At 34.7% G+C, this 18,971-nt stretch carries 21 protein-coding genes; 6 read left to right on the forward strand and 15 right to left on the reverse strand.

What is annotated here, in order from left to right:
- Positions 1-3 precede the first annotated feature (3 nt).
- From ND855_RS07160 to ND855_RS07180, 5 genes are all read right to left on the reverse strand, one after another.
- Positions 4-396 carry an ASCH domain-containing protein gene (locus tag ND855_RS07160; protein WP_265357772.1) on the reverse strand — a complete coding sequence of 131 codons (393 nt, stop codon included), beginning with the start codon at positions 394-396 and terminating at the stop codon, positions 4-6.
- Positions 374-1,858 (reverse strand): PIN domain-containing protein, encoded by a 1,485-nt coding sequence (locus ND855_RS07165; protein ID WP_265357773.1) that lies wholly within the window; start codon positions 1,856-1,858, stop codon positions 374-376. The genes ND855_RS07160 and ND855_RS07165 overlap by 23 nt, the downstream gene beginning before the upstream one ends.
- A gap of 97 nt (positions 1,859-1,955) precedes the next feature.
- Complete coding sequence (locus ND855_RS07170; RefSeq protein ID WP_265357774.1) at positions 1,956-2,483, reverse strand: hypothetical protein; 528 nt, start codon at positions 2,481-2,483, stop codon at positions 1,956-1,958.
- 13 nt (positions 2,484-2,496) lie between these two features.
- Positions 2,497-3,762 (reverse strand): restriction endonuclease subunit S, encoded by a 1,266-nt coding sequence (locus ND855_RS07175; protein ID WP_265357775.1) that lies wholly within the window; start codon positions 3,760-3,762, stop codon positions 2,497-2,499.
- On the reverse strand, positions 3,759-6,149 hold the full coding sequence (locus ND855_RS07180; protein ID WP_265357776.1) for a type I restriction-modification system subunit M: 2,391 nt from the start codon (positions 6,147-6,149) through the stop codon (positions 3,759-3,761). Before ND855_RS07180 ends, ND855_RS07175 begins: the two co-directional genes overlap by 4 nt.
- 279 nt (positions 6,150-6,428) lie before the next feature.
- Here ND855_RS07180 and ND855_RS07185 point away from each other — a divergent pair, with 279 nt between their 5' ends.
- The 3 genes from ND855_RS07185 to ND855_RS07195 all read left to right on the forward strand — a co-directional run bounded on the left by ND855_RS07185 (position 6,429) and on the right by ND855_RS07195 (position 8,271).
- A complete protein-coding gene (locus ND855_RS07185) occupies positions 6,429-7,148 on the forward strand; it encodes a DUF7424 family protein (RefSeq protein ID WP_265357777.1) in 720 nt (239 codons plus the stop codon).
- A gap of 189 nt (positions 7,149-7,337) precedes the next feature.
- Positions 7,338-7,979: a hypothetical protein gene (locus ND855_RS07190; RefSeq protein WP_265357778.1), complete on the forward strand. Its 642-nt coding sequence runs from the start codon at positions 7,338-7,340 to the stop codon at positions 7,977-7,979.
- Between the two features lie 67 nt (positions 7,980-8,046).
- Positions 8,047-8,271 carry a hypothetical protein gene (locus ND855_RS07195; protein WP_265357779.1) on the forward strand — a complete coding sequence of 75 codons (225 nt, stop codon included), beginning with the start codon at positions 8,047-8,049 and terminating at the stop codon, positions 8,269-8,271.
- Between the two features lie 153 nt (positions 8,272-8,424).
- Here the strand turns inward: ND855_RS07195 and ND855_RS07200 are convergent, their stop codons facing one another.
- The 7 genes from ND855_RS07200 to ND855_RS07225 form a co-directional block, all read right to left on the reverse strand.
- On the reverse strand, positions 8,425-8,856 hold the full coding sequence (locus tag ND855_RS07200) for a hypothetical protein (RefSeq protein ID WP_265357780.1): 432 nt from the start codon (positions 8,854-8,856) through the stop codon (positions 8,425-8,427).
- A gap of 49 nt (positions 8,857-8,905) precedes the next feature.
- On the reverse strand, positions 8,906-9,703 hold the full coding sequence (locus ND855_RS07205; protein WP_265357781.1) for a hypothetical protein: 798 nt from the start codon (positions 9,701-9,703) through the stop codon (positions 8,906-8,908).
- Positions 9,704-10,256: 553 nt separating this feature from the next.
- Positions 10,257-11,165, reverse strand: a complete 909-nt coding sequence (locus ND855_RS07210; RefSeq protein WP_265357782.1) for a hypothetical protein — start codon at positions 11,163-11,165, stop codon at positions 10,257-10,259.
- 104 nt (positions 11,166-11,269) lie between these two features.
- Entirely contained in the window at positions 11,270-11,584 is a 315-nt protein-coding gene (locus ND855_RS07215; protein WP_265357783.1) for a hypothetical protein, read from the reverse strand.
- Between the two features lie 133 nt (positions 11,585-11,717).
- The gene (locus tag ND855_RS18835; protein WP_407658703.1) at positions 11,718-11,987 is read right to left on the reverse strand and encodes an HNH endonuclease; all 270 of its coding nucleotides are present in this window, start codon (positions 11,985-11,987) and stop codon (positions 11,718-11,720) included.
- Position 11,988: 1 nt separating this feature from the next.
- Positions 11,989-13,197: a hypothetical protein gene (locus tag ND855_RS07220; RefSeq protein ID WP_265357784.1), complete on the reverse strand. Its 1,209-nt coding sequence runs from the start codon at positions 13,195-13,197 to the stop codon at positions 11,989-11,991.
- A 1,393-nt stretch (positions 13,198-14,590) separates the two neighbouring features.
- Positions 14,591-14,830: a hypothetical protein gene (locus ND855_RS07225; RefSeq protein WP_265357785.1), complete on the reverse strand. Its 240-nt coding sequence runs from the start codon at positions 14,828-14,830 to the stop codon at positions 14,591-14,593.
- Positions 14,831-15,088: 258 nt separating this feature from the next.
- Here ND855_RS07225 and ND855_RS07230 point away from each other — a divergent pair, with 258 nt between their 5' ends.
- Positions 15,089-15,370, forward strand: a complete 282-nt coding sequence (locus ND855_RS07230; RefSeq protein WP_265357786.1) for a hypothetical protein — start codon at positions 15,089-15,091, stop codon at positions 15,368-15,370.
- Positions 15,360-15,659 carry a type 1 glutamine amidotransferase family protein gene (locus tag ND855_RS07235; RefSeq protein WP_265357787.1) on the forward strand — a complete coding sequence of 100 codons (300 nt, stop codon included), beginning with the start codon at positions 15,360-15,362 and terminating at the stop codon, positions 15,657-15,659. The genes ND855_RS07230 and ND855_RS07235 overlap by 11 nt, the downstream gene beginning before the upstream one ends.
- Before the next feature lie 62 nt (positions 15,660-15,721).
- On the opposite strand, the gene ND855_RS07240 is transcribed toward ND855_RS07235, so the two are convergent.
- Both ND855_RS07240 and ND855_RS07245 read right to left on the reverse strand, forming a co-directional pair.
- On the reverse strand, positions 15,722-16,225 hold the full coding sequence (locus ND855_RS07240; RefSeq protein WP_265357788.1) for a hypothetical protein: 504 nt from the start codon (positions 16,223-16,225) through the stop codon (positions 15,722-15,724).
- A gap of 253 nt (positions 16,226-16,478) precedes the next feature.
- Positions 16,479-17,363, reverse strand: a complete 885-nt coding sequence (locus ND855_RS07245) for an alpha/beta hydrolase (RefSeq protein ID WP_265357789.1) — start codon at positions 17,361-17,363, stop codon at positions 16,479-16,481.
- Between the two features lie 70 nt (positions 17,364-17,433).
- On the opposite strand from ND855_RS07245, the gene ND855_RS07250 reads away from it, so the two are divergent.
- A complete protein-coding gene (locus ND855_RS07250) occupies positions 17,434-17,871 on the forward strand; it encodes a DUF1499 domain-containing protein (protein ID WP_265357790.1) in 438 nt (145 codons plus the stop codon).
- Here ND855_RS07250 and ND855_RS07255 read toward each other — a convergent pair.
- Positions 17,866-18,957 (reverse strand): NAD(P)-binding protein, encoded by a 1,092-nt coding sequence (locus tag ND855_RS07255; protein ID WP_265357791.1) that lies wholly within the window; start codon positions 18,955-18,957, stop codon positions 17,866-17,868. The genes ND855_RS07250 and ND855_RS07255 overlap by 6 nt on opposite strands.
- Between the last annotated feature and the right edge of the window lie 14 nt (positions 18,958-18,971).

Raw genomic sequence — 18,971 nt, forward strand, 5'->3', positions numbered from 1 at the left:
GACTTACTTTAACTTTGATAAATCCATTTCACAATATATGAATGATTGAGGAGGTGTAAATGTTTTGAATATGCTTTTTGGTTCTAGAGGTGAACGAAATCTCACTACTTTTTCTATGATAATGGATGTACCTTCAACTTTATTAGAATAGTAAAGAAAAAACTTTTCTTTAGAAATACAGCCTTCTTTAGAATATTTTTTCCAAAGTTTATTCGGTGAATCTATATCTATTTCTTTTATTGAAAAATAGCCGATGAATCTTTGATCTGGTGAAGATGAATAGATTAAGACATTTTTTATTTTTTTCTTAAATATATTCTTCCGAAATTCGACTTTTTTTTTGCCTTCCATTATTGCCCAAGCATATTCTGGTTTAATTGATAATATAGCGTTCATCGAAAAATCCTTTGTTCTTGATCTTAGAGTAATCTTCTTCAGTAAGTCTAGTTATAGTTGTTAAATTGTTTCTGCACGAATTTAAGCTTTTCAATTCTTGGTAAGGGAGTGGAGTTTTCATATAAGTAATTAAGCGAAAAAGAATGACAGTTAAAGTTTTCTTTTCTTCAAGTTGTCTTTGTAAATCATTTATAGGATAAACAGTTCTTTTGGTTACTAAACTTGCTAATTCACTCATCTCTGAAACACGATGATAGGAGTCTACAATACCTATGGGAGACGCCTTTTTTATTGTTCTAGATATGTAGAAAAATATCAAATCTTTCTTTTCTAATTTGACTCTAGAATTGCAGATATATGCTTTTTGGATGGTATTTCCTTGAATTTCATTGATTGACTCTTTATCAAATAACTTTGCTTCTCTTAGTCTAGAATCTTTAAAAAGTGATTCTGAATAGATTTCTTCTATTGGAACAATGAATTTCGAATACCTGAAGTTGTCAGAATAGTATGGATGTTGAATGGATGAATTTTCATTGGAGGATTCAGTATTTTCTGGCTTTTTCATTTCCCTAATCATAATAAATTCACCGTTTCCATTGCTATGGGAGTTCACAAAACCATATAGCTCTAAAAGCCTAATTAAGCGATCATGTTCGGGATACACTGTTAAATAGAGGTAATTGATCTTTGCTTCAATGCAAAATGCAAACATTTTACTTAGAAAAAGTTCACCAATTTTATTTCCAAAATTAGTTTCACCTACTTTGAATGTGCATATTTTTAAAACATCTTCATATATATCTTTGATTTTATGATCAAACGGTGTTTCCTTTTTGTAGATCAGAAGTGCAGACAGTTTTTCTTCAATGATTAGATAATATGCCAATCTATCTTGCTTTGCACATTCATCTAGCCATAGATCGAATTTTTTATAACCTTGCCTTAATGAATCAAAAAATGTCTCATTTTTTCTTTCGATGATTTCTCTTACACTTCCATGCGAAAGGATAGGATGTGTAGGTATGTCAAATCGAAATGTTTCAATTAAAAAATCTAATCCCTCTTTTATGTTTTTTACACGGCTCTCAATTTTAAAGTTTTTTGCAGTCTTTAAAATTCTTGTATCTTCTGTGATTAAAAGTTCTATATAACCCTTTACAGCTTGATAAATTAATTTTGCATCTATCTTATCATGTGAATTCTTTGGTTTATATAAATTGTAGAATTCTTGATCAGGCTCGGCTGGGTTTTCGAGCTTTTCATATTTTTCTAATTTCGCTGTGATGATTTTCTGTCGGTCAAGATTGGAGTCGTTACTTAGGTCTTCAGATACTGATGGGTGCACCAATAGTCTACAATGATTTTTAATGGCATGTTTATAAAATCGATAAAATTCTTCCGAGACATGTTTGTGATCTTCAAAGTGGATGAGTATATTTGTATCGATTAGGATTCTCATAAATCTCTTCCATCCCTCCTAACACCTACCATATCTTCACCGTTAATGTAACCTGCATCAATTCCTTTTTTATCCCCTTCATCTTCTCCAACTATTCTTATAATTTTTCTTCATTTACTGATTTGAGTCTGCTTGAAAAATCATAACCAAGGACATTGCATATTTCTGCTTTAAGTTTCTCAATGAAAGGAAGAACATCTAATATTGTTGAATCAATAAGTTCTAGAAAGTATGCATCTTTTGATAAAGTTCTTCCTAATAAAATCCAGGATAAATGATTGTAGTTTTTTTTATTCTTGAATCGGTTTTGCAAACCATGAAAGGATTTGTCTCGAATAAGTTTTAATTGGAAGTCTTGTCTTATCGATACATTTAGATTTCTGAGAGTATAATTGTTCTCAAATTCACCAAAGGTATTTCCTTCCAATCTACTTTTTTGAAGTATTGAAGGAAAATATTTGGAAATATCACCAAAAAGTTCAAATAAAGCCATTAGCCAGTTATTAACATTCAATATATTCAATTGGCTCTTCTCGATGGAATATGCACGAATAGCTTCTATTAGGATATTTGAAAGGACATAGATATAAGATAAACTTTCCTCATCTTCATTTGAAAGTTTCATCCCCATTCCCCCCTCACACCAACCGTATCTTCCCCGTTAGTAGCACCTGCATCAAACCTTGTTTGATACCCTTCGCTTTCTCTACCTTCTGTTCTAAAGCCTTTATCTCATCATCCATCTCGGACAGAACTTTCGCAATGGCTTCTTGCTCATCTATTATGTTAGAAAGAGGAAAAGAGAATTCTTTTATCTGATTTCCATTTATACCTGGTTGTCCACTCCTAGCTGAATTGGTTTCTATCCAATCTTTATAATTTTTAGTGTGTAAATGAAGGAAAATTAAATGTGGATTTGCAATATTTGTATTTATATTTATTTTAATCAAAAATCCTGCATAAACATAAGTTCCATTCTTATCGGAATGTATATAAGATTTACCAACGCTTGCACCTGTTCTTGCAAAAACTATTTCATTGTTTTTTAAAATGTAATTTCTAGAAAAAGGGTGAGCCACCGAACTTAGATTTTTAAGATTAATTCTTCCATTCTCATCAATATCAGTGATTCTTAAGTAGTTGAAATACCTATCGTCATGTTCAATTGCTGGTGCGTTAATTCCATACTTGGGATTTTCGCTTATAATATCCCCCAACCGTTTCACTTCCCAATCTACTGGAATCTGTCCAACCTCACTGTCTTTCCAATCTTTCCCTGCACCAAACCCAGGCAGACGGCGTTTCCCCGTTAACAGCTCTTGCATGGTTCCTTGTTTGATCAGTTTTTTCTTTTCAATTTGGGCTTCGAGGGATTCAATCCATGCATCGGTGTCGGATAGCACAGTCGCAATGGCTTCTTGTTCGGCTATAGTGCGTGGAAGGGGGATTGGGTATTTTTCCATTTCCCATTTTTGGGTATGAACTAAAGCTGATGCTCCATGAGCTTTTTCTTCTATCTGTCTAGTTAATTTTTTTAAAGAATAGAAGAAGAACATTTTATTTACTTTTTGTTCGTATACTATTATCTTCCAGGTATGATAATTCAGTAACCCCTTTATATTATTCCATAAGTGTGGACCGAATGAAGTTCCCCTGCTTCCTGACCAAGCAAACAAAAGTTGGTGTTTCTCAACTTCAATTTTTTTATCATATGTTCCTTGATAATAATTATAATCTTCAGAGCCATTAAGATTTTGTATTCTAATTATTGGAATACCTTCGGCTCTCCATTCATTCGGTTTAAACCCGCGTCCATTGATTAATTTACAAACTTCGTTTAAAGTTGCGATATCCCATTCATCGGGAATCAAACCAACCTCCGTTTCTTTAATCTTCTCATTCATATGCCAAACCCCATCTTAGCCAAATGACCTTTCACCTTTGCTTCTAGGTCTTTAGTTGTTTTCTCCAAATCCTGCAAGGGTTGTTCATACCGTTCCGCAAGTTCTTTGATTCGTTTGGACAGTGTTTGGCTGATGCGATTTCGTTCGGAGTGGACATCTTCCTTAAGTTTGGCAAACCATTTGGAATCGACCACAAGGGATTTGATTTCGGTTTCTTTTAAGCTTTGGTAACGATCTTGTAGTTTCGCTTGCAAATTAGATTGGGCTTGTTTGATTTTGGAATTCAGTTCAGAGACTTGGTTTGCCACCGATAGATATTGGTTGAGGAGTTCGATTTCTTCCTTGGCTTCTTTGTCCGATTGAATTTGTTTCAAGCGAGCCTGCACTGACTTAGGTGTGATCGTGTCTTTGTCGGTTTTTGCCTCAGACAAGAGTCCCTCATCGCCACCATGTTCTTCTGCTAGATCATCCAATTGCAAATTGAGACTATCTCGTTCCGACTCCCAAGTTTCAATTGCCTCTTTTTCCTTTCCAAAATACACATCTAATAGAATTGATTTAGGAATCAGTTTTCCTTCCAACTCTTTGGACTTGCCAAGGGATTCTGTTTCCTTTCCAACCTTCCATCCTGCGTCCACGAGGAGATACACATCGTCTTGCATGGTATCCAACCAATATGTCATTAGGTGTTGGTAGATATCATACGCATCCACAAGAGGTGTTTTAGAAAAAGCAGAAAGTAGACTTTCACTAAAGTTATGGATAAACTCTTTTGGTTTGGTATTCTTTCTAATAGAATGACAAAGACTTTCCTGTTCCTTCTTCCACTTGGTAAAGGTAGTTTCAATTTGGTTTCCAAACTTTACAAACTCAGGATGTTCGTAGATTTTTGTTTTGATCTCTTCCTTACTACACTTTAGATTATAAAAGCCTTTCCGTGCATGGGGAACAAATAAGGTCTCTTTTAGACCTTTATAGACTTCCCAAAAAGGAGATAGGGCATCCACATCCATTTCAGGAATCCCACCTTGCAAATGGGCTTCTATGTTTTGGATGTCTTCAGGTTCACTGCTATCAATATAACGAGGGATATTTAGATTGTATTCTTTCTCAGCAATCTCTTTCAGACTCACCTTACGGCTGTATTTTGGAATTTCGATGCAATTGGTAAAGACATCCACAATCTTATGAATGTCTTGTTCCCGAAGTCGATTTTTGTTTCCGTCTTTTTCAAATCCCTTGGAAGCATCCACAATGAAGAGGTCTTTTCTAGACTCAGCGTCTTCTTTGTTGATTACAAGGATACAAGCAGGAATCCCAGTTCCATAAAACAAGTTGGCAGGAAGTCCAATGATCCCTTCGATATAACCCTTTTGGATCAGTTTTTTACGAATCTCGGCTTCTGCATTCCCCCGAAACAAAACACCATGGGGGAGAATGATCGCACCCTTACCATTGCTTTTCAAACTCCGAATGGCATGGAGTAAAAAGGCAAAGTCTCCATTCTTCTGAGGGGGAATTCCAAAATCCTGAAATCTCCCATAACGGTCGTTTAAGGGATCAAGACCATTGCTCCATGCCTTAAAGGAAAACGGTGGATTGGCGACAAAGAAATCAAATTGTTTGAGTTCCCCTTTGTCTGTTACATATAAAGGATTGGCAAGTGTGTTCCCTTGTTTGATCTCTGCTGTAGGATTGTCATGGAGGATCATATTCATTCTGGCAAGTGAAGACGTTGCCACGTCCATCTCCTGCCCATAGAGAGTGATTTTACCTGCCTCAGCAGACACTTTGAGTAGGAGCGAACCCGATCCGCATGTGGGGTCATAAGCAGTTTTGCTAGATTTATCAGCAGAGGACACATGGATGATTTTTGCCATAATCCTACTCACTTCCGCAGGTGTATAAAACTGACCCTTACTCTTACCACTTTCGGTAGCAAAATGCCTCATGAGAAACTCATATGCATCACCTAAAATATCATCACCTTCAGCTATATTACCCGAAAAGTCGAGAGCAGGATTTTCAAAAATAGCAATAAGCTTTGTCAACTTTACCACCATCTCTTTTCCACTGCCCAATTTATTTACATCGTTAAAATCAGGAAAATCAGAGATTTTGTTCGCCTCACCGAGGGGTCCCAGTATCTTCTTATTGATATCGTCACCAATACTTGGCTTTCCTTTAAGGTTGATCATATCTTGAAAAGAGCTACCCTTAGGAACCGTAATGGGAGAGAAAGCCTGTCCTGCATATTTATCCGAGATGTATTTGATAAACAGCATCACAAGAACATAATCCTTGTATTGTGATGCATCCATCCCACCACGAAGTTCGTCGCAAGATTTCCAAAGAGATGAGTATAATTCCGATTTTTTGATTGCCATAGTTTATCGTCAGAGTCTTATATTTCCAAAAATTCTGCAATTGTTTCATGGTAAACGAGGGGTAGGACAAACAAGGCTGGGACTAATATTTTAATTTAAATATCACAATTTTATGCAATAAAATCCAGCTTTTGTGATACTTAAAGAAGATACACAGATTGCAAGTTCTGTATACGTTATCAATGGGAATTGACAAATAGTAGGAAACATCCTAAAATTCGAATCCTTGCATATAAAAGCCCTTTAAGATAAGAGAATTCAATTCAAATAGGAAAACCAATGTTAGCATTTACCAAAAAACCAGTTTCAATTCTTTTTATGACTACCTTCTTCTTCCTCAGTTGTAATTTTGAGAGTTATATCTCACTATCCTTGGAAGAAATCCAAAAACTCATCCGTTCTAAAGAGAAAAAGGGAATTTTGTTTCCTGCTACCATCAAACTGGAAGTAAGTGGTACCGAAAGTTGTGAACGTGACAAAGTGAAAATCACAGACTATGTAAATGACTACCTCATTGAACCGAAAGAAGGAGTCTGCACCAACGACAGTGACAAAATGAAAACCTATCTGGAAATTGAAGGGAAAGTAAAACTGGTCAACGATGAAAGTCTTCTAGCGGATGACATCCATCTTGTTAGTTTTTCTGCCTTCGAAAAAGACAAAGAACTAAAACTATCCCTCCACCTCAATAATAACAGTTTCCAATCCATTTCCGCATTCACCCAAAGAGAATTTTGGGCAAAATTAGAGCCGAAAGACTTATCTATCCAGATTTACCTTTCCAACAATACAAACCAAGATATGTCGATGAACTGTCGCAGTTGTTATCTCAATGGCACACCTAAACCATTCCGAGGCACAACCAACCTTGCAAAAGATTCCGAAGTCACAGTGAAACTCTCTACTATTTTTGTAGAATCCATACTGGAGAATGGGTATGATACGGTTATTTCGTTCCAGAGCAAAGAGAATCTCGAAACACAAACAAAAAACAAATAGGAAAACAATGAAATGAAACGAATCAATTTATTTATATTAGGTCTGCTCTGGTTTACCTCAACAGGTTGTTTGGATATTTTCCAAACCATTGAAATTGGAAAGGACAATGTGCTTACGAGTTTCATGCGATTAAAAATCTATATCAAAGAAGAAAAACAAAACTTTGTTCCGAGAGATAAAACACTGTCTTTGAAAGATTACCCAGGTGTCAAGATTCAATCGAAGGTAATATCAAATGACAATTACCAAGGTTTGGACATTACGTATTCAATACCAGTTTCAAAGTTGAAATCTACAATATCGAGTTTAACTCAGGAAATCTACCAACCGCCTATTATTGATAAAAACGGACAACTGATCTTCGTATTTTCTACTGATAAGAAGAATTTGGAAAATGCAAAAAAGGGAGAAGATGATCGAATGGCAGAGGGCATTCTTGGAATGTTTTCTTATAAGATGTATTTCCCTTCTGATTGGAAACCAAAATCTGCCGTGATACGTTTATTTGATTCTAATCAAAGCATATCTCTCGATGTAATTCCCGCAGGAAATGGTGTTCTCGTTGATTTCCCAATGCGTTATGTAATTGCAGGTTCTATATTAACTTTATCAAAAACGGAAAAGATAGATACAAGTTTAGCCAAAGAATCCATCGATAAAAACATAAAAGAAAAAGAACTAGCTAGAAAAAAAGAAGAGGAAGAGCGAAAGAAAGAACAAGAACTGGAGAGAAAAAGGCAAAAAGAGTATGAAAAAGAAGAAGCAAAACTCGAAGCCGAAAGAAAGAAAGAGCAACAAATAGATGATAGCAATGATGGCGAAGAAGAGTGATGGGAAAAGAAATACGCTCCGAATCTTTGAATTCTTGTAAATATGATCGAAACGATCATATAGTTTTATGAAAAAAATCGAACACTTAAACAGTTTATATTATATGATCAAGGGAGCCAAATTGGGTTTTGATACTTATAAAAATTCAGTAAAATGGGACAGGCATCTTGTCAGACCATTGATTGCATTGACATACGGAATGATTGCTCTGGTATTTTCGATTTTGGTCAATATTGGAATAAGTATCATCAATTTATTTGCAGAAGAGACTGATACTGAAAAGAAACAATAACTTCGGAAACGACTCAATACCCTAAAGTAAGAAATTATTTGGCTTTAAAGATAGTTGGTAAAGATTTACAGAACGAAAAAAGCTCCCCAACGAATCTTGATCGAATTAGAACGATTGATGAATTTTTTTTTGAACTTTCAAATTTAACTTTGCTTAGATCACAACCATTTCATACGAATCAAAGAGAATCCACAATTCTTTAGATAAACTATGGATTTCCTTATATTGTGTCTGAAATCTGCTGAAAAGATTCTCCTCCATAAAAGGGATCAAATTTTGAGACTCCAGCTCTGATAGGATGGATATACAATCTTGTATAGAGTTTTGGAGTTGTAATAAGGTTTCCTTTACCCTTTCTCCCATATCGACACCATTCAGGTTGATCACCTTGTTTTGATGGCTTCCCATCAAAGAGAGAGTTGGATCAATCACAAGCATTCCATGTGCCAATTGAAATAGAGTTTCAAATTTTTCAAAGATGGGACGTAAGTCTATTATTTCAAAATCTTTGAGTCTCTCAGCAGTGGAAATCCAGGACAAACCATCGATCAATTCCGCTAGAGTTTTTGTTGTTTGAAGAAACATTACTTTGTTATTGGATTTCATTCTGGATTGAAACCTTAGTGAATTCTATTCAATCGCTTAATACACGAATCAAATCGTCTTTCGAAAACTGGATTACATTAACCAAATCGACAACTTTCTCTTCTCGTGTAGAGTGATCATGTGAATAATAGAATACGTATTTTAATGGCTGGGGACTTTTACTTAATTTTTCAATATCACTTTTTAGTTTATCGTTATTTTTGAGATTCACTGCACTAAAGGTTTCACAAGCTATCTTTCCATCTTTTGATAGAATATCATGTCCTTTAGTAAACTCTAGATTTAAGTAAAATATTTGTTCTCCGTGCTTGTCCATTAGATACTCTAATCCCAAAAAAGTCGCAATATTGGAGAAGGTTTGATTAATTTGTTCAATTAAATTCGAAGGGTCTGGATTGAAAGAATTGCTACCAATTTTTTCAAACTTAAGAGCGTAAAAGTAATCAAAAGTAGAATTTGAAATCAATGAATCCATTAGACCTTTGGTTTGTTCTAAGTTGATTTTCATTCTATGGAGATTATCTTTTATGTTTTGTTTGTTATAGCAGATATTCGGCAAATATGTTTCAATTACAATGCCACCAAATCGATGCTCATCTGCCCAACATTTTATATCATCAATATAACAGATATGTGCTTCTTCGTAAGGATTCTTTGACTCAGTATACTCAGCCTTAAAACCTCCATTGAATTGAGTGTTATAAAAGCTAAGTTGCTGCTTATTCTTAGATTTGGCTTTACTAGCACATTGATTACAGACTGAATTTGGATATCTTTCACTATAATCTACTTTTGAATGACAAATTTGGCACAATTGAATTTCCATTTTTTCCTACTTAAAATTAGTTATCTTATCAAATCTTAATGAATCAAGTATCTAGGGCATACGTCTCGACCAATAGGCTATATTGGAATTTTAGCATGAAGCAAGGACAAAATATCCTGATGTAGTTAAATTAATTATTTTTTAAATTCTCTCGTATTATACCTGCTCTTGGACCTAGGTTTCTGGTTGTTGTATAAATCCTTTGATTATTCTATCTGATACAAGTCGAAGATAAGTTTATTTTATTCCGAAAATGAGCGAGGGTCTGAGAAACACTTAAATCTCTATTAATGAATATATACAGAAATTAACTTATCGTGTTTTGTATATTTCCCTCCAATTAAACCTTTTAACAAGATGGTTGATTGGTATATCCCAAATATCCTCATTCTAATGATGAGCTGTTAATTAGAGAGGTTAGAAGTTAAACAAGATTCCATTTACTATCTATTCAATTTAGTAGTGTGTAAACTCTATAGATTAGATGATGGAATAGGTAGACATTAATTTACGATATGCCCACCTCGCAGTAGAAAGAAACCGGAGTCTAAAATTATCCCTGAGATGTGGTATTGAAAACTACTTTAATAGGGTAGGTAATAGAAAATAGATTTTTAATATAAGGCTCTTGATTATTTAAAATGTCCCCAATGCCATCATCAGAAAAAAGTGTTTTTATTTTACTTGTATTCAAGTCTTTATAAGCCATAATATGAGATGATCCAGTATCGCTATCGGTAAACTCAAATTCACTCCCATTTACTGAAATATAAACTCTACTTTTCTTCTGCTCGCTTATTTCCTTTAGATTAAAAATGAAATTATTCAGCATATCATTTGTAAAACATTCTACAATATAAAATCTATTGTTAACTTTGTAGTGCACTCTACCTACAAATGTCGATCTTCTATTGTAAGATTGAATTTTATTTATATTTTTGACTAGAGATACAAAGTCGTTATTAGATAGGTTTTCGGTAGACTCAAATAAGTGTAAATACTGAATGTTTGATTTATTTTTTAATAGATTTAATGAGGTGGTGATAATTTGTGCGGAATTATTTATAATGTCTTCCTTTAACTGATTTGAATACCCTAACGATTCTTCCAATTTATCAATCTTATTGAGATGTATTTCTTTCCTTTCGCTTTCTTTTCTATTTTCAATTATAGTATTAGTTTTTTCTCTGAAATAAGTGTAAGTAATATCTAGCCCATTTTTTATTAGAGTGGGAAAGAAAATTAGGGCTAATATAGGTAAAGTAAGTCTATGCCATTCTCCACATAGATCATTCTTGAAGATCATAACTGCTAATGGGTCTTCTATATTATTTGCTAAATCAATTAGGAGGTCATAATTTACGGTTAGAAAAGTAAATATAAAGGAACCTAAAAAAGGATGTCCTATTTTATCTTTTACTATATTCGAAAATCCATCTATTATATCTTTAGTAACTGACATTTAAAATTCCTCTCAAAAGTCCTTATGGTATAGCCCTGTTTAAAATAGTCAAGTTTTTAGGGGGTGACATAACAGAGACATATCCTCCATTATAGGAAGTGAATCTAATTTTTTCTCCAATTATACCTTTTAACAAGATGAATAATGGGTATATCCCATTCATCACTTGTAACCTCTGTTTTCCGACGGTTAAAGTTTTCCACTAACCTTGTTATAGGTATTGGTGAAGGTAATTGAGGAGAATCATCTAATCTTTTCCTCTCCAGCTTTAAAATCATTCTTTGGATTCTATCCTCTAAATCATTTTTCATAGACTCGAAACTAGAAGCTGTTAACGTGCTAATCTTTCTGTTCCATTTTCCTTTTTCTGCTTCTTTGAAGTATGTATTATTCTTAATCTTGAATTTATCAAAGGACATTCTTTCCCTTTCGAACTTTTCAAGATTCTTTCTACATAACCTATAGACAGATTTACGCCAAGAATTAGGAGAACGATATAGCTCTCCTAACTCATAGGTTAAGACTCTATTCTCCAGATTAACAATTATGGATTTAATGATTTGATAATTGTAATTCATTTTGGAGAATCACCTTACATAATTCTATAATCTCTTCTTTTGTTTTGTATCTCTTGAGTTCTCTTAGAGACTTATCTATTAAACATAGATTTTCTAACTCATGTTTTCCTCCATTGATTAGAGGTATTATATGCTCTATTTCTATGTTATCATAGTTTAGCTCTAATCCTGAAACGAAACATTTGAAGTTTTGTTCGTAAAGTAGTGTTCTTATGTGGTTTGCTCTTAGTTTAAACTTTTCCATTTTATTTAACCTCTGTAAAATTTGAATATATTAAGTAATAAAGTTTTACCTTTTTGATTTTGAATTTAAAAACTGTTCTATACCTTTCCTTCCTTTCTATGATTTCAGCTATTCCATACTCACTCCACTTCCTTATTATAAAATTTACTTCTCTCTTATCTAGATTCAATTGATTGGCTATTGAATCCGAGCTTAACCATTTTTGTTTTTCTATTATAGAATAAATCTTAAAAGCTCTAGAGTTGTATTCGATCTCGTTCCTCATCCTGTCTTTCTGATAAAACTGATTCCAATAGTAGTCATTATGAAGAATTGCTGATCTATAGGTTTTGTTATACTTAGCTACATCTTCCTCTTTATACTGGTTAATGAGCTTTCTTGTTTTGAAAGAGTTCCTTTCTTCGAGGGTAAGGGGTCGATATAGGTAGTTTTTTAAGCTGTGATGAGTGTTTTCTTTGTGAATAGTGGTAATCACCTTACCCCACACATCAATTTCCCCAAAACTTAGAAGATTTCTCAATTCAGAAGAAAATCTCACGTTCCCAAGAAAACTAATCTCCTCTAGATAAAGCTGTGAATACTTAGGGGTAATATATCCATAACTCCTGAAGGATTGCTTCAAGACGTTGTTCCGAGCCTCAGCTCCATTGGAAGAGACACCGTCCTTAGTGACCCATCGTTCTTTAGACATGTTGTATCTTGGGTCATTACTCTTGCGAGAATGGTTGACCATTTTGTGGTTGGGTCTGTCCCATACCCATGTATAGCCTTCATCTGTATACAGGGTCACATTCTTTGGAAACTTCTCATCTAAGTCTTTCTCTAGGAAGTGTTGGTTGTTCAGAGGTATTGATTTGTAGAAGGTCATACCTCCGTTAACACCCGTTGTATGACATAAGATTCCTTTCTGTTCCCCTCCAATTGAGTTACTTAAGTAGATAGAACCCGATCCTCCCTTGTATCTTCTAGACCTATATTTATTACTGCGAACAGAGCTTGAGTAAAGTATAACTGAGTCTGCTACTGCAATTTTATCCTTAGCAAATTCAGGATTCTCTAACTCTTTGAATAGTTTCTCTCTCAGTGATTCATTGAGCTGTGAGAAGATCACTTGGATTCTTTTCTTCAAATAGAAACTAGATTTTACAGATAGATTAAGTTTTCTACTTATCTCCTTAGAAGTCATTACCTTCGGATATTGATTGATCATATCCCAGATGATGAAGCTTATATATGCAAGATTGGATTTGTAGTTCTGGAATGGAGTCTTAGCTGTTATGGATACTTGATAATGACAGTTTGAACATCTTCCAACTGTAGGTCTGTTTTTTACGTGGAGGAAAAGTAAGTTAGGGTAATCACATTTGCAAGACTTGGGGTAAAGAGTTTGTAAGATAGTGAGGGTTCTGAGTTGGAAGAGTTTGGAAAAGGTAGGGTGGTCTAAGAGGTTATTTGAGGAGGTGGTTGAAGGGGGTTTTGTGGGGAAAGGTGAGGTTCGGCCTTCGAGCAGTGGTTATTACCGAAGCCCACATTTTTAGAATCCCCTAAACTCAGTAGATTTCGTAGTTCAGGAACAAATCTTACAGTTCCGAAGAAACTGATCTCATCCAATGCCAATTGACCCCATTTACAGCTTAAGAACCCATAACTTCGAAAACTTTGCATTAATAGATTATTCCGAACCTCAGCTCCATCGGAACTTACACCCTCTTTAGTGACCAATCTCTCATTGCTCTAGTTGTATCAATGTTCATAGAAGGATCTTGTAGTAAATACTCCAACCGCTAAATTTTGAACTTTCCAATTGATGTTCGGATATTGAGTTGATCCATAAAAGTCCCAGCCAAAAAACCCTTACAATGGACTATCAGCAAGTCCCCCAATGAGTCTCCGTAAATAGTTAAAAAAAGTTTTTTCCTTTTTAATTGAATTTGTAATGCATTCAGGTGATTGTCCTTATATTGAATACGAATGAAATATAAAAATACCCAAAATAAAAAAAAGTTAGTTATAAATTTTTGCATTATTAATCCTGCCTTATCGATATAGATACATTCCCCGACAGCAATTTAAGGTAAAAAGCATTTCGAAGTGTCCTTACATCATTCGTATATAACCTATATTGAAGCTCTGTCGGAGTAGAAGAAATAGGCGACTCAATCGTTAAAGAGGAATTGCTAATATTACATAGTCGTAGAGCAGATAATTCAAGATTAGTCGTGGCATCTTTTGTTATAACTAAAACATATTCCCTATTTTCATTTTCAGGTGGTAAATTATTTGTAGAAGAAATGTTGAATATTACGGAACTTGTAGTTGTAAGTGTCAATGGGTAATTTGTACCCTTTTCTAAAGTTAGATTAACGGTTGGACAAATTCTAGATGACGAAAGAATATATTGATAAAAGCCAAATAAAACATATTGATCCGTATTATTATCTCCGTTATCTAAAAGCCTGGTCAAACTAGTGCATGAATAATTCAATACAAAGACTAGGAACATCAATATACACTTCTTCATAGCGTTTTAATACCTCGGTTAATTATTTCTTCTGATACTTTTTTTGTGAGCAACAGTCTTAGTTTGAATCATTTTTAGGAATTCAAATGGGATTCCGTTCATTTTCTCGACAAAATCCAGTTGTAGACAAATCTTTATCACAGAAAGAGTCTGTTTTTTCCCGAAACGAAACTAAATCTTTTATTGGTTCTGATTTTTTTGATTTTAAGTAAGTAACTGTTACTTCAATGCAATTCAAAATAATTGATGGATGTGGTTTTACGTAGACTCCAAACTTTTGTTCATTCTTTTTGATTGCTTTCGTGAAGCTTGTATTGTTCATGCATTCGCCGACAGTAGAAGTAACAATTGGCGGATCGTAAATTTTCGTTAGATGCCATTTTTTTAATAAAAAGTAGGATTGAACTAACTTCAAAATCAGAGATGGCAAAATTAAAGCGAAAATGACGATTTTGGTATTTTTCGATTGATGAATATTATTATTCATAATGATCTTGTAAGTGGAAAATGATTGAACGCTGGTTAAATTGTAAATAAAAAAAATGTATCAGTGAATGAAATTTTCAGGGTAAAGGTTGGGATGAAAAAGAAATCGTATATTTTAATGTTGTTAAGTGTATTTCTATTAATTTCTTGCACTACAATGGCAAAATCTATTGGTTATATTGAACCAGGGAATATCAAACCTCAAACGAATATGGAAGAATTTAAATACTGTAGTTTAACTTATCCTGAGATATTGGAACGTGCTGTTTCCGAATTGAAAGAAAAATCAAAAAAATCGAAATTTCAGAACTTAAGTTTGTATTTCTACTCTGACAATTTAATTTTCAATTGTGTGAGGATCGAATATGAAAAGTAAAATTGTTATTATTTTGTTAGTAATTTTTAATGTTTCCTGTGTTAATTGGGGTGATTACCGAGATTTGAGACTCGATCCTCAAATAGTAACAAGTGAAGACGTTTTGGTAAAGGGAAGAAGTTGTTCAATTTTATTAGTTCCTCCTGTGCCAAGGCTGGACGTTGCAATCAAAAATGCTCTTGAACAGTCTCCAGGAAAACGTGGTATTAAGAATCCTATAATCAAGGACGAATATTTTTTCTTTATCAGGTGTATGACAGTTGAAGGATACGCAACTGAAGCTTTTTAATTCAATTCTAAGAGATGAGTTCCTTGCTTAAAATTACTGTTACTCACTATTTTATTGATAACCTAGTTAAGAATTTTTAAACCTTCTGACAGATATCCCATCATATTTTCATGGAGTAAGTATCTTGGATATACCTTTCGACCCACAGTTTCGTCAAAAAAGGTATCAAATTCAAACTGATTATAAATGTAGACCTTCTTTTTATAAAATCGGTATTGGGCAATCAGGTATTCATTCTCCGAAAAATAGAATTCGCTGAATGCTTCGTGTTTTTCAAATTCTCGCATTAGAATTTTGTGCAAATTGTTTTCGATATCACCTAGGATCCCGATTTGGTAAGAATAAGGAAGACCATCGTAGAAATCATCTCCGCTAAAAATGACAAAGTTTGTCGATTTGTCAGGTACAAAATCTTTCAGTGCTTTTGTTAAGGATTCCCAAACTGATTGCCCATAATTTGAAGAAATTTTTTCCAATTTCGCTAAATCAAAGGTATACGTATAGAGGTCTGAATCTTCATCATTGAGTAGGTCAAAGTCGTATCGATTGGGAGGATTGAGTATCATGGGTTACCTGCTTTAAAAGTAACAATACCATCCTAGTAAGACAAAATAATCAGATGGAAATCAATTCCGTACATTTTTGACCCGACTTGCGAGATAAATATTCCTAAAAATGGAAAGTCGGTAGCATTCACCTCACATAAAAATCCAACAATCTGGTGAGTGAAGGAATGCTTTCGAATTTAAGTTTCGAACGAGTCGATGTTAGAAGATTTGAATCTTTAAAAAAGGATAAATAACTTATCCTTTTTCTTCCTTACTTCAAATACTCCGTAAAAAAACTAACAGTCCTCTTTTCAGCTTCTTTAGGATCAAAATTCCATATTCGTTCGTGGCGATTGCATTCAGGTGCCCATAAACGTTTTGGTTCTTTTGCTTTGGCATATAAGTCCTCTGCATGGTGGTAGTCTACATAATCATCCATCTTACAATGAAAAATGGCAATTGGTCTTGGATAGATTTTAGCGATCGAATCAATCGGTCTTATGGAATTCATATCAATTCCACTTCGGTAGTCCAATACCAATTTCACAACGGGGATGAGGGGATAGTAAGGAATTCCAAAATCACGTTTTGCAGATTCGATAAGAACATCCATCGCACTCGCATACCCGCTGCTAAAAAGACCTGCTTTGATTTCTGGGTGGTTTGCCATTGCGATGATACTTGTCGCAGATCCCATGGAAAATCCAAAGATCCCAATTCTCGTTTCGCCTTTTGCCTTTAAGAACTGAAGTGCTGCATCTACATCTTTTTGTTCGAGGCCACCCATTGTTGCATATCCACCATGGTTTCTGCGAAGGCTAAGAAGTAATAAATTGTAACCTGCTTGGTGTAGGCTTTTGGAAAAACGGAGGCCTTCATTCCTTTGTCCACCATGCCCATGCACCATAAGGATAGTGCCTTTAGGTTGTTTGGCGGGGATCCAGTAACTAACAAGGTTCAATTTGTCTTCGGTGGTGATGTTTACTTCTTCAAATTCCAATCCCAATTCTTTTGGTCCGTCACAATAAACATGATGGTCTGGGTTACAACGAACCTTTGGGTACAAAACCAATCCTGCGAAGTAATAGGCAACGCCAAAGAGTAGGATGAGACTAAAAAACAAAATAATCGAGATAAGTTTGAAGGTTCGTTTCATGAGATAAGGAAATTACGAGGAAAATGAAAATCTGCAAGTAAAAAAAAGGGGAACTTAAACAGATGGAAGTATGGAAGCAGCTTTAGGTGTATTTTTCATTTGTTGTATGAGTGTTCTCAGTCCTTTTTCTGGAGTAGACGAAGGTGAACTCCGAGGTTGTCCACCTTCACCTAACTGTGTTTCGTCGCAAAGTATGAAATACAATTTTGTTCATAAAGTGGATCCGATTGTCTATTCAACCTCTAGAGAAGAGGCATACAAACGAATTTCCAAATTTTTTCACGAGTCAGAAAATATCTACATCAGTGAAGAAAAAGAAGGGGAATACATTCGAATCATCTTTTTTACAAAAGTGTTTCGGTTTCCCGATCGAGTGGAGGTTTACTTTCCAAGTGACAAAAAGGAAGTCCAGGTTAGGTCACAGTCAATCCTTGGCCTTTGGGATATTTTTGCCAACCGAAGGAGGGTGAATTCTTTTCGGGAAATCTTAGGAAAAGTCGAATCATAAGATACCATTATGGATGAGAAAATAAACTCCTCCGATGATCCTTTCAATTTTGGATCCAAATAACCAATCACCTAACACCATGATGCCTGTTTCCTTACAAAGGGATTTCCATTCTAAGAATTCCTCTGAATCAAGTTGTAAAGCACCCTCACGACCCAGGAGGGGCATCTGGGCCTGTGCAAACTTCCAGCGGTGGTTCCAAATTCCATCGGGATTTGGTGCCTGCCATTTTTCCTTTAAGGTAGATGTTAACATTTCTTCATAAAAGGGAGTTGGTTTTTTATCTGCATCCATCCAATACTCAAAATGTGATTCAGAAAACATTGCTGAAAATTGTACAAGTAATGTGGAACCATGATCATTTTGAATCGGGTATTTGATAAATTCCCAACTTTGGTATTCCCAATCTTCACCCCTTTCCAAAACTGTATTTACTGGGTATTTGGCATTTTGGTTCAATCCGAATGTTTCCAAGTCTGGTCTCCAGTTTTTCCAATGAAATAAACTAACAAGAGTTTTTCGGTAATCATTATAAGTTTCTAAAAACTGAATCCATTTTTCTAGATGGACATTCGATTCAGAATGTTTGAATATTTCAAGGATTTGAGGGATAGGGAGCGTTAAGATCACTTCTTTTGAAGAAACTTGTTCCATTCGTTGGTTTGTATTGGAATAAAAATCACAATTCCATCCATCTTCTTTATTTTGGATGATGGATTTTAAGGTCATACTTTGGGAGGTAGGGTGGTCTCTCAACATTCCTTTCACAATGGATTCCATTCCATACACTGGATAGTGGTGGTGGATGTCATAAATCGGATTTGTTTCCACCGAAACATGGTTCGAATTCCAGATTTCAAATAGATTATAGGATGAAGTTTTTCCTAACCAATTGACTTTCATTTGGTCTCGGAACATTGTAGCTCCGATATCGAATCGAATTCCCATATCTTGTAATTCTTTTGTGGTAACCCTCCCGCCGGGATATCTTGCTTTGTCAAATAACCGAACTTCTGGTTTCATCATCATGATGGATGCTCCAGTGATTCCAGAGCCAACAACGATGGGGGGTTCTGATGATTTCAAATCAAATTCGCTCA

Origin of the sequence: Leptospira paudalimensis, from assembly GCF_026151345.1 — a bacterium.
GTDB lineage: Bacteria > Spirochaetota > Leptospiria > Leptospirales > Leptospiraceae > Leptospira_A > Leptospira_A paudalimensis.

Excerpts from the sequence above, each read along its gene's own strand:
- ND855_RS07160 (WP_265357772.1), bottom strand. The coding sequence starts at position 396 with ATGAACGCTATATTATCAATTAAACCAGAATATGCTTGGGCAATAATG.
- ND855_RS07165 (WP_265357773.1), bottom strand. The coding sequence starts at position 1,858 with ATGAGAATCCTAATCGATACAAATATACTCATCCACTTTGAAGATCAC.
- ND855_RS07170 (WP_265357774.1), bottom strand. The coding sequence starts at position 2,483 with ATGAAACTTTCAAATGAAGATGAGGAAAGTTTATCTTATATCTATGTC.
- ND855_RS07175 (WP_265357775.1), bottom strand. The coding sequence starts at position 3,762 with ATGAATGAGAAGATTAAAGAAACGGAGGTTGGTTTGATTCCCGATGAA.
- ND855_RS07180 (WP_265357776.1), bottom strand. The coding sequence starts at position 6,149 with ATGGCAATCAAAAAATCGGAATTATACTCATCTCTTTGGAAATCTTGC.
- ND855_RS07185 (WP_265357777.1), top strand. The coding sequence starts at position 6,429 with ATGTTAGCATTTACCAAAAAACCAGTTTCAATTCTTTTTATGACTACC.
- ND855_RS07195 (WP_265357779.1), top strand. The coding sequence starts at position 8,047 with ATGAAAAAAATCGAACACTTAAACAGTTTATATTATATGATCAAGGGA.
- ND855_RS07200 (WP_265357780.1), bottom strand. The coding sequence starts at position 8,856 with ATGTTTCTTCAAACAACAAAAACTCTAGCGGAATTGATCGATGGTTTG.
- ND855_RS07205 (WP_265357781.1), bottom strand. The coding sequence starts at position 9,703 with ATGGAAATTCAATTGTGCCAAATTTGTCATTCAAAAGTAGATTATAGT.
- ND855_RS07210 (WP_265357782.1), bottom strand. The coding sequence starts at position 11,165 with ATGTCAGTTACTAAAGATATAATAGATGGATTTTCGAATATAGTAAAA.
- ND855_RS07215 (WP_265357783.1), bottom strand. The coding sequence starts at position 11,584 with ATGTCCTTTGATAAATTCAAGATTAAGAATAATACATACTTCAAAGAA.
- ND855_RS18835 (WP_407658703.1), bottom strand. The coding sequence starts at position 11,987 with ATGGAAAAGTTTAAACTAAGAGCAAACCACATAAGAACACTACTTTAC.
- ND855_RS07220 (WP_265357784.1), bottom strand. The coding sequence starts at position 13,197 with ATGATCAATCAATATCCGAAGGTAATGACTTCTAAGGAGATAAGTAGA.
- ND855_RS07225 (WP_265357785.1), bottom strand. The coding sequence starts at position 14,830 with ATGAACAATACAAGCTTCACGAAAGCAATCAAAAAGAATGAACAAAAG.
- ND855_RS07230 (WP_265357786.1), top strand. The coding sequence starts at position 15,089 with ATGAAAAAGAAATCGTATATTTTAATGTTGTTAAGTGTATTTCTATTA.
- ND855_RS07235 (WP_265357787.1), top strand. The coding sequence starts at position 15,360 with ATGAAAAGTAAAATTGTTATTATTTTGTTAGTAATTTTTAATGTTTCC.
- ND855_RS07240 (WP_265357788.1), bottom strand. The coding sequence starts at position 16,225 with ATGATACTCAATCCTCCCAATCGATACGACTTTGACCTACTCAATGAT.
- ND855_RS07245 (WP_265357789.1), bottom strand. The coding sequence starts at position 17,363 with ATGAAACGAACCTTCAAACTTATCTCGATTATTTTGTTTTTTAGTCTC.
- ND855_RS07250 (WP_265357790.1), top strand. The coding sequence starts at position 17,434 with ATGGAAGCAGCTTTAGGTGTATTTTTCATTTGTTGTATGAGTGTTCTC.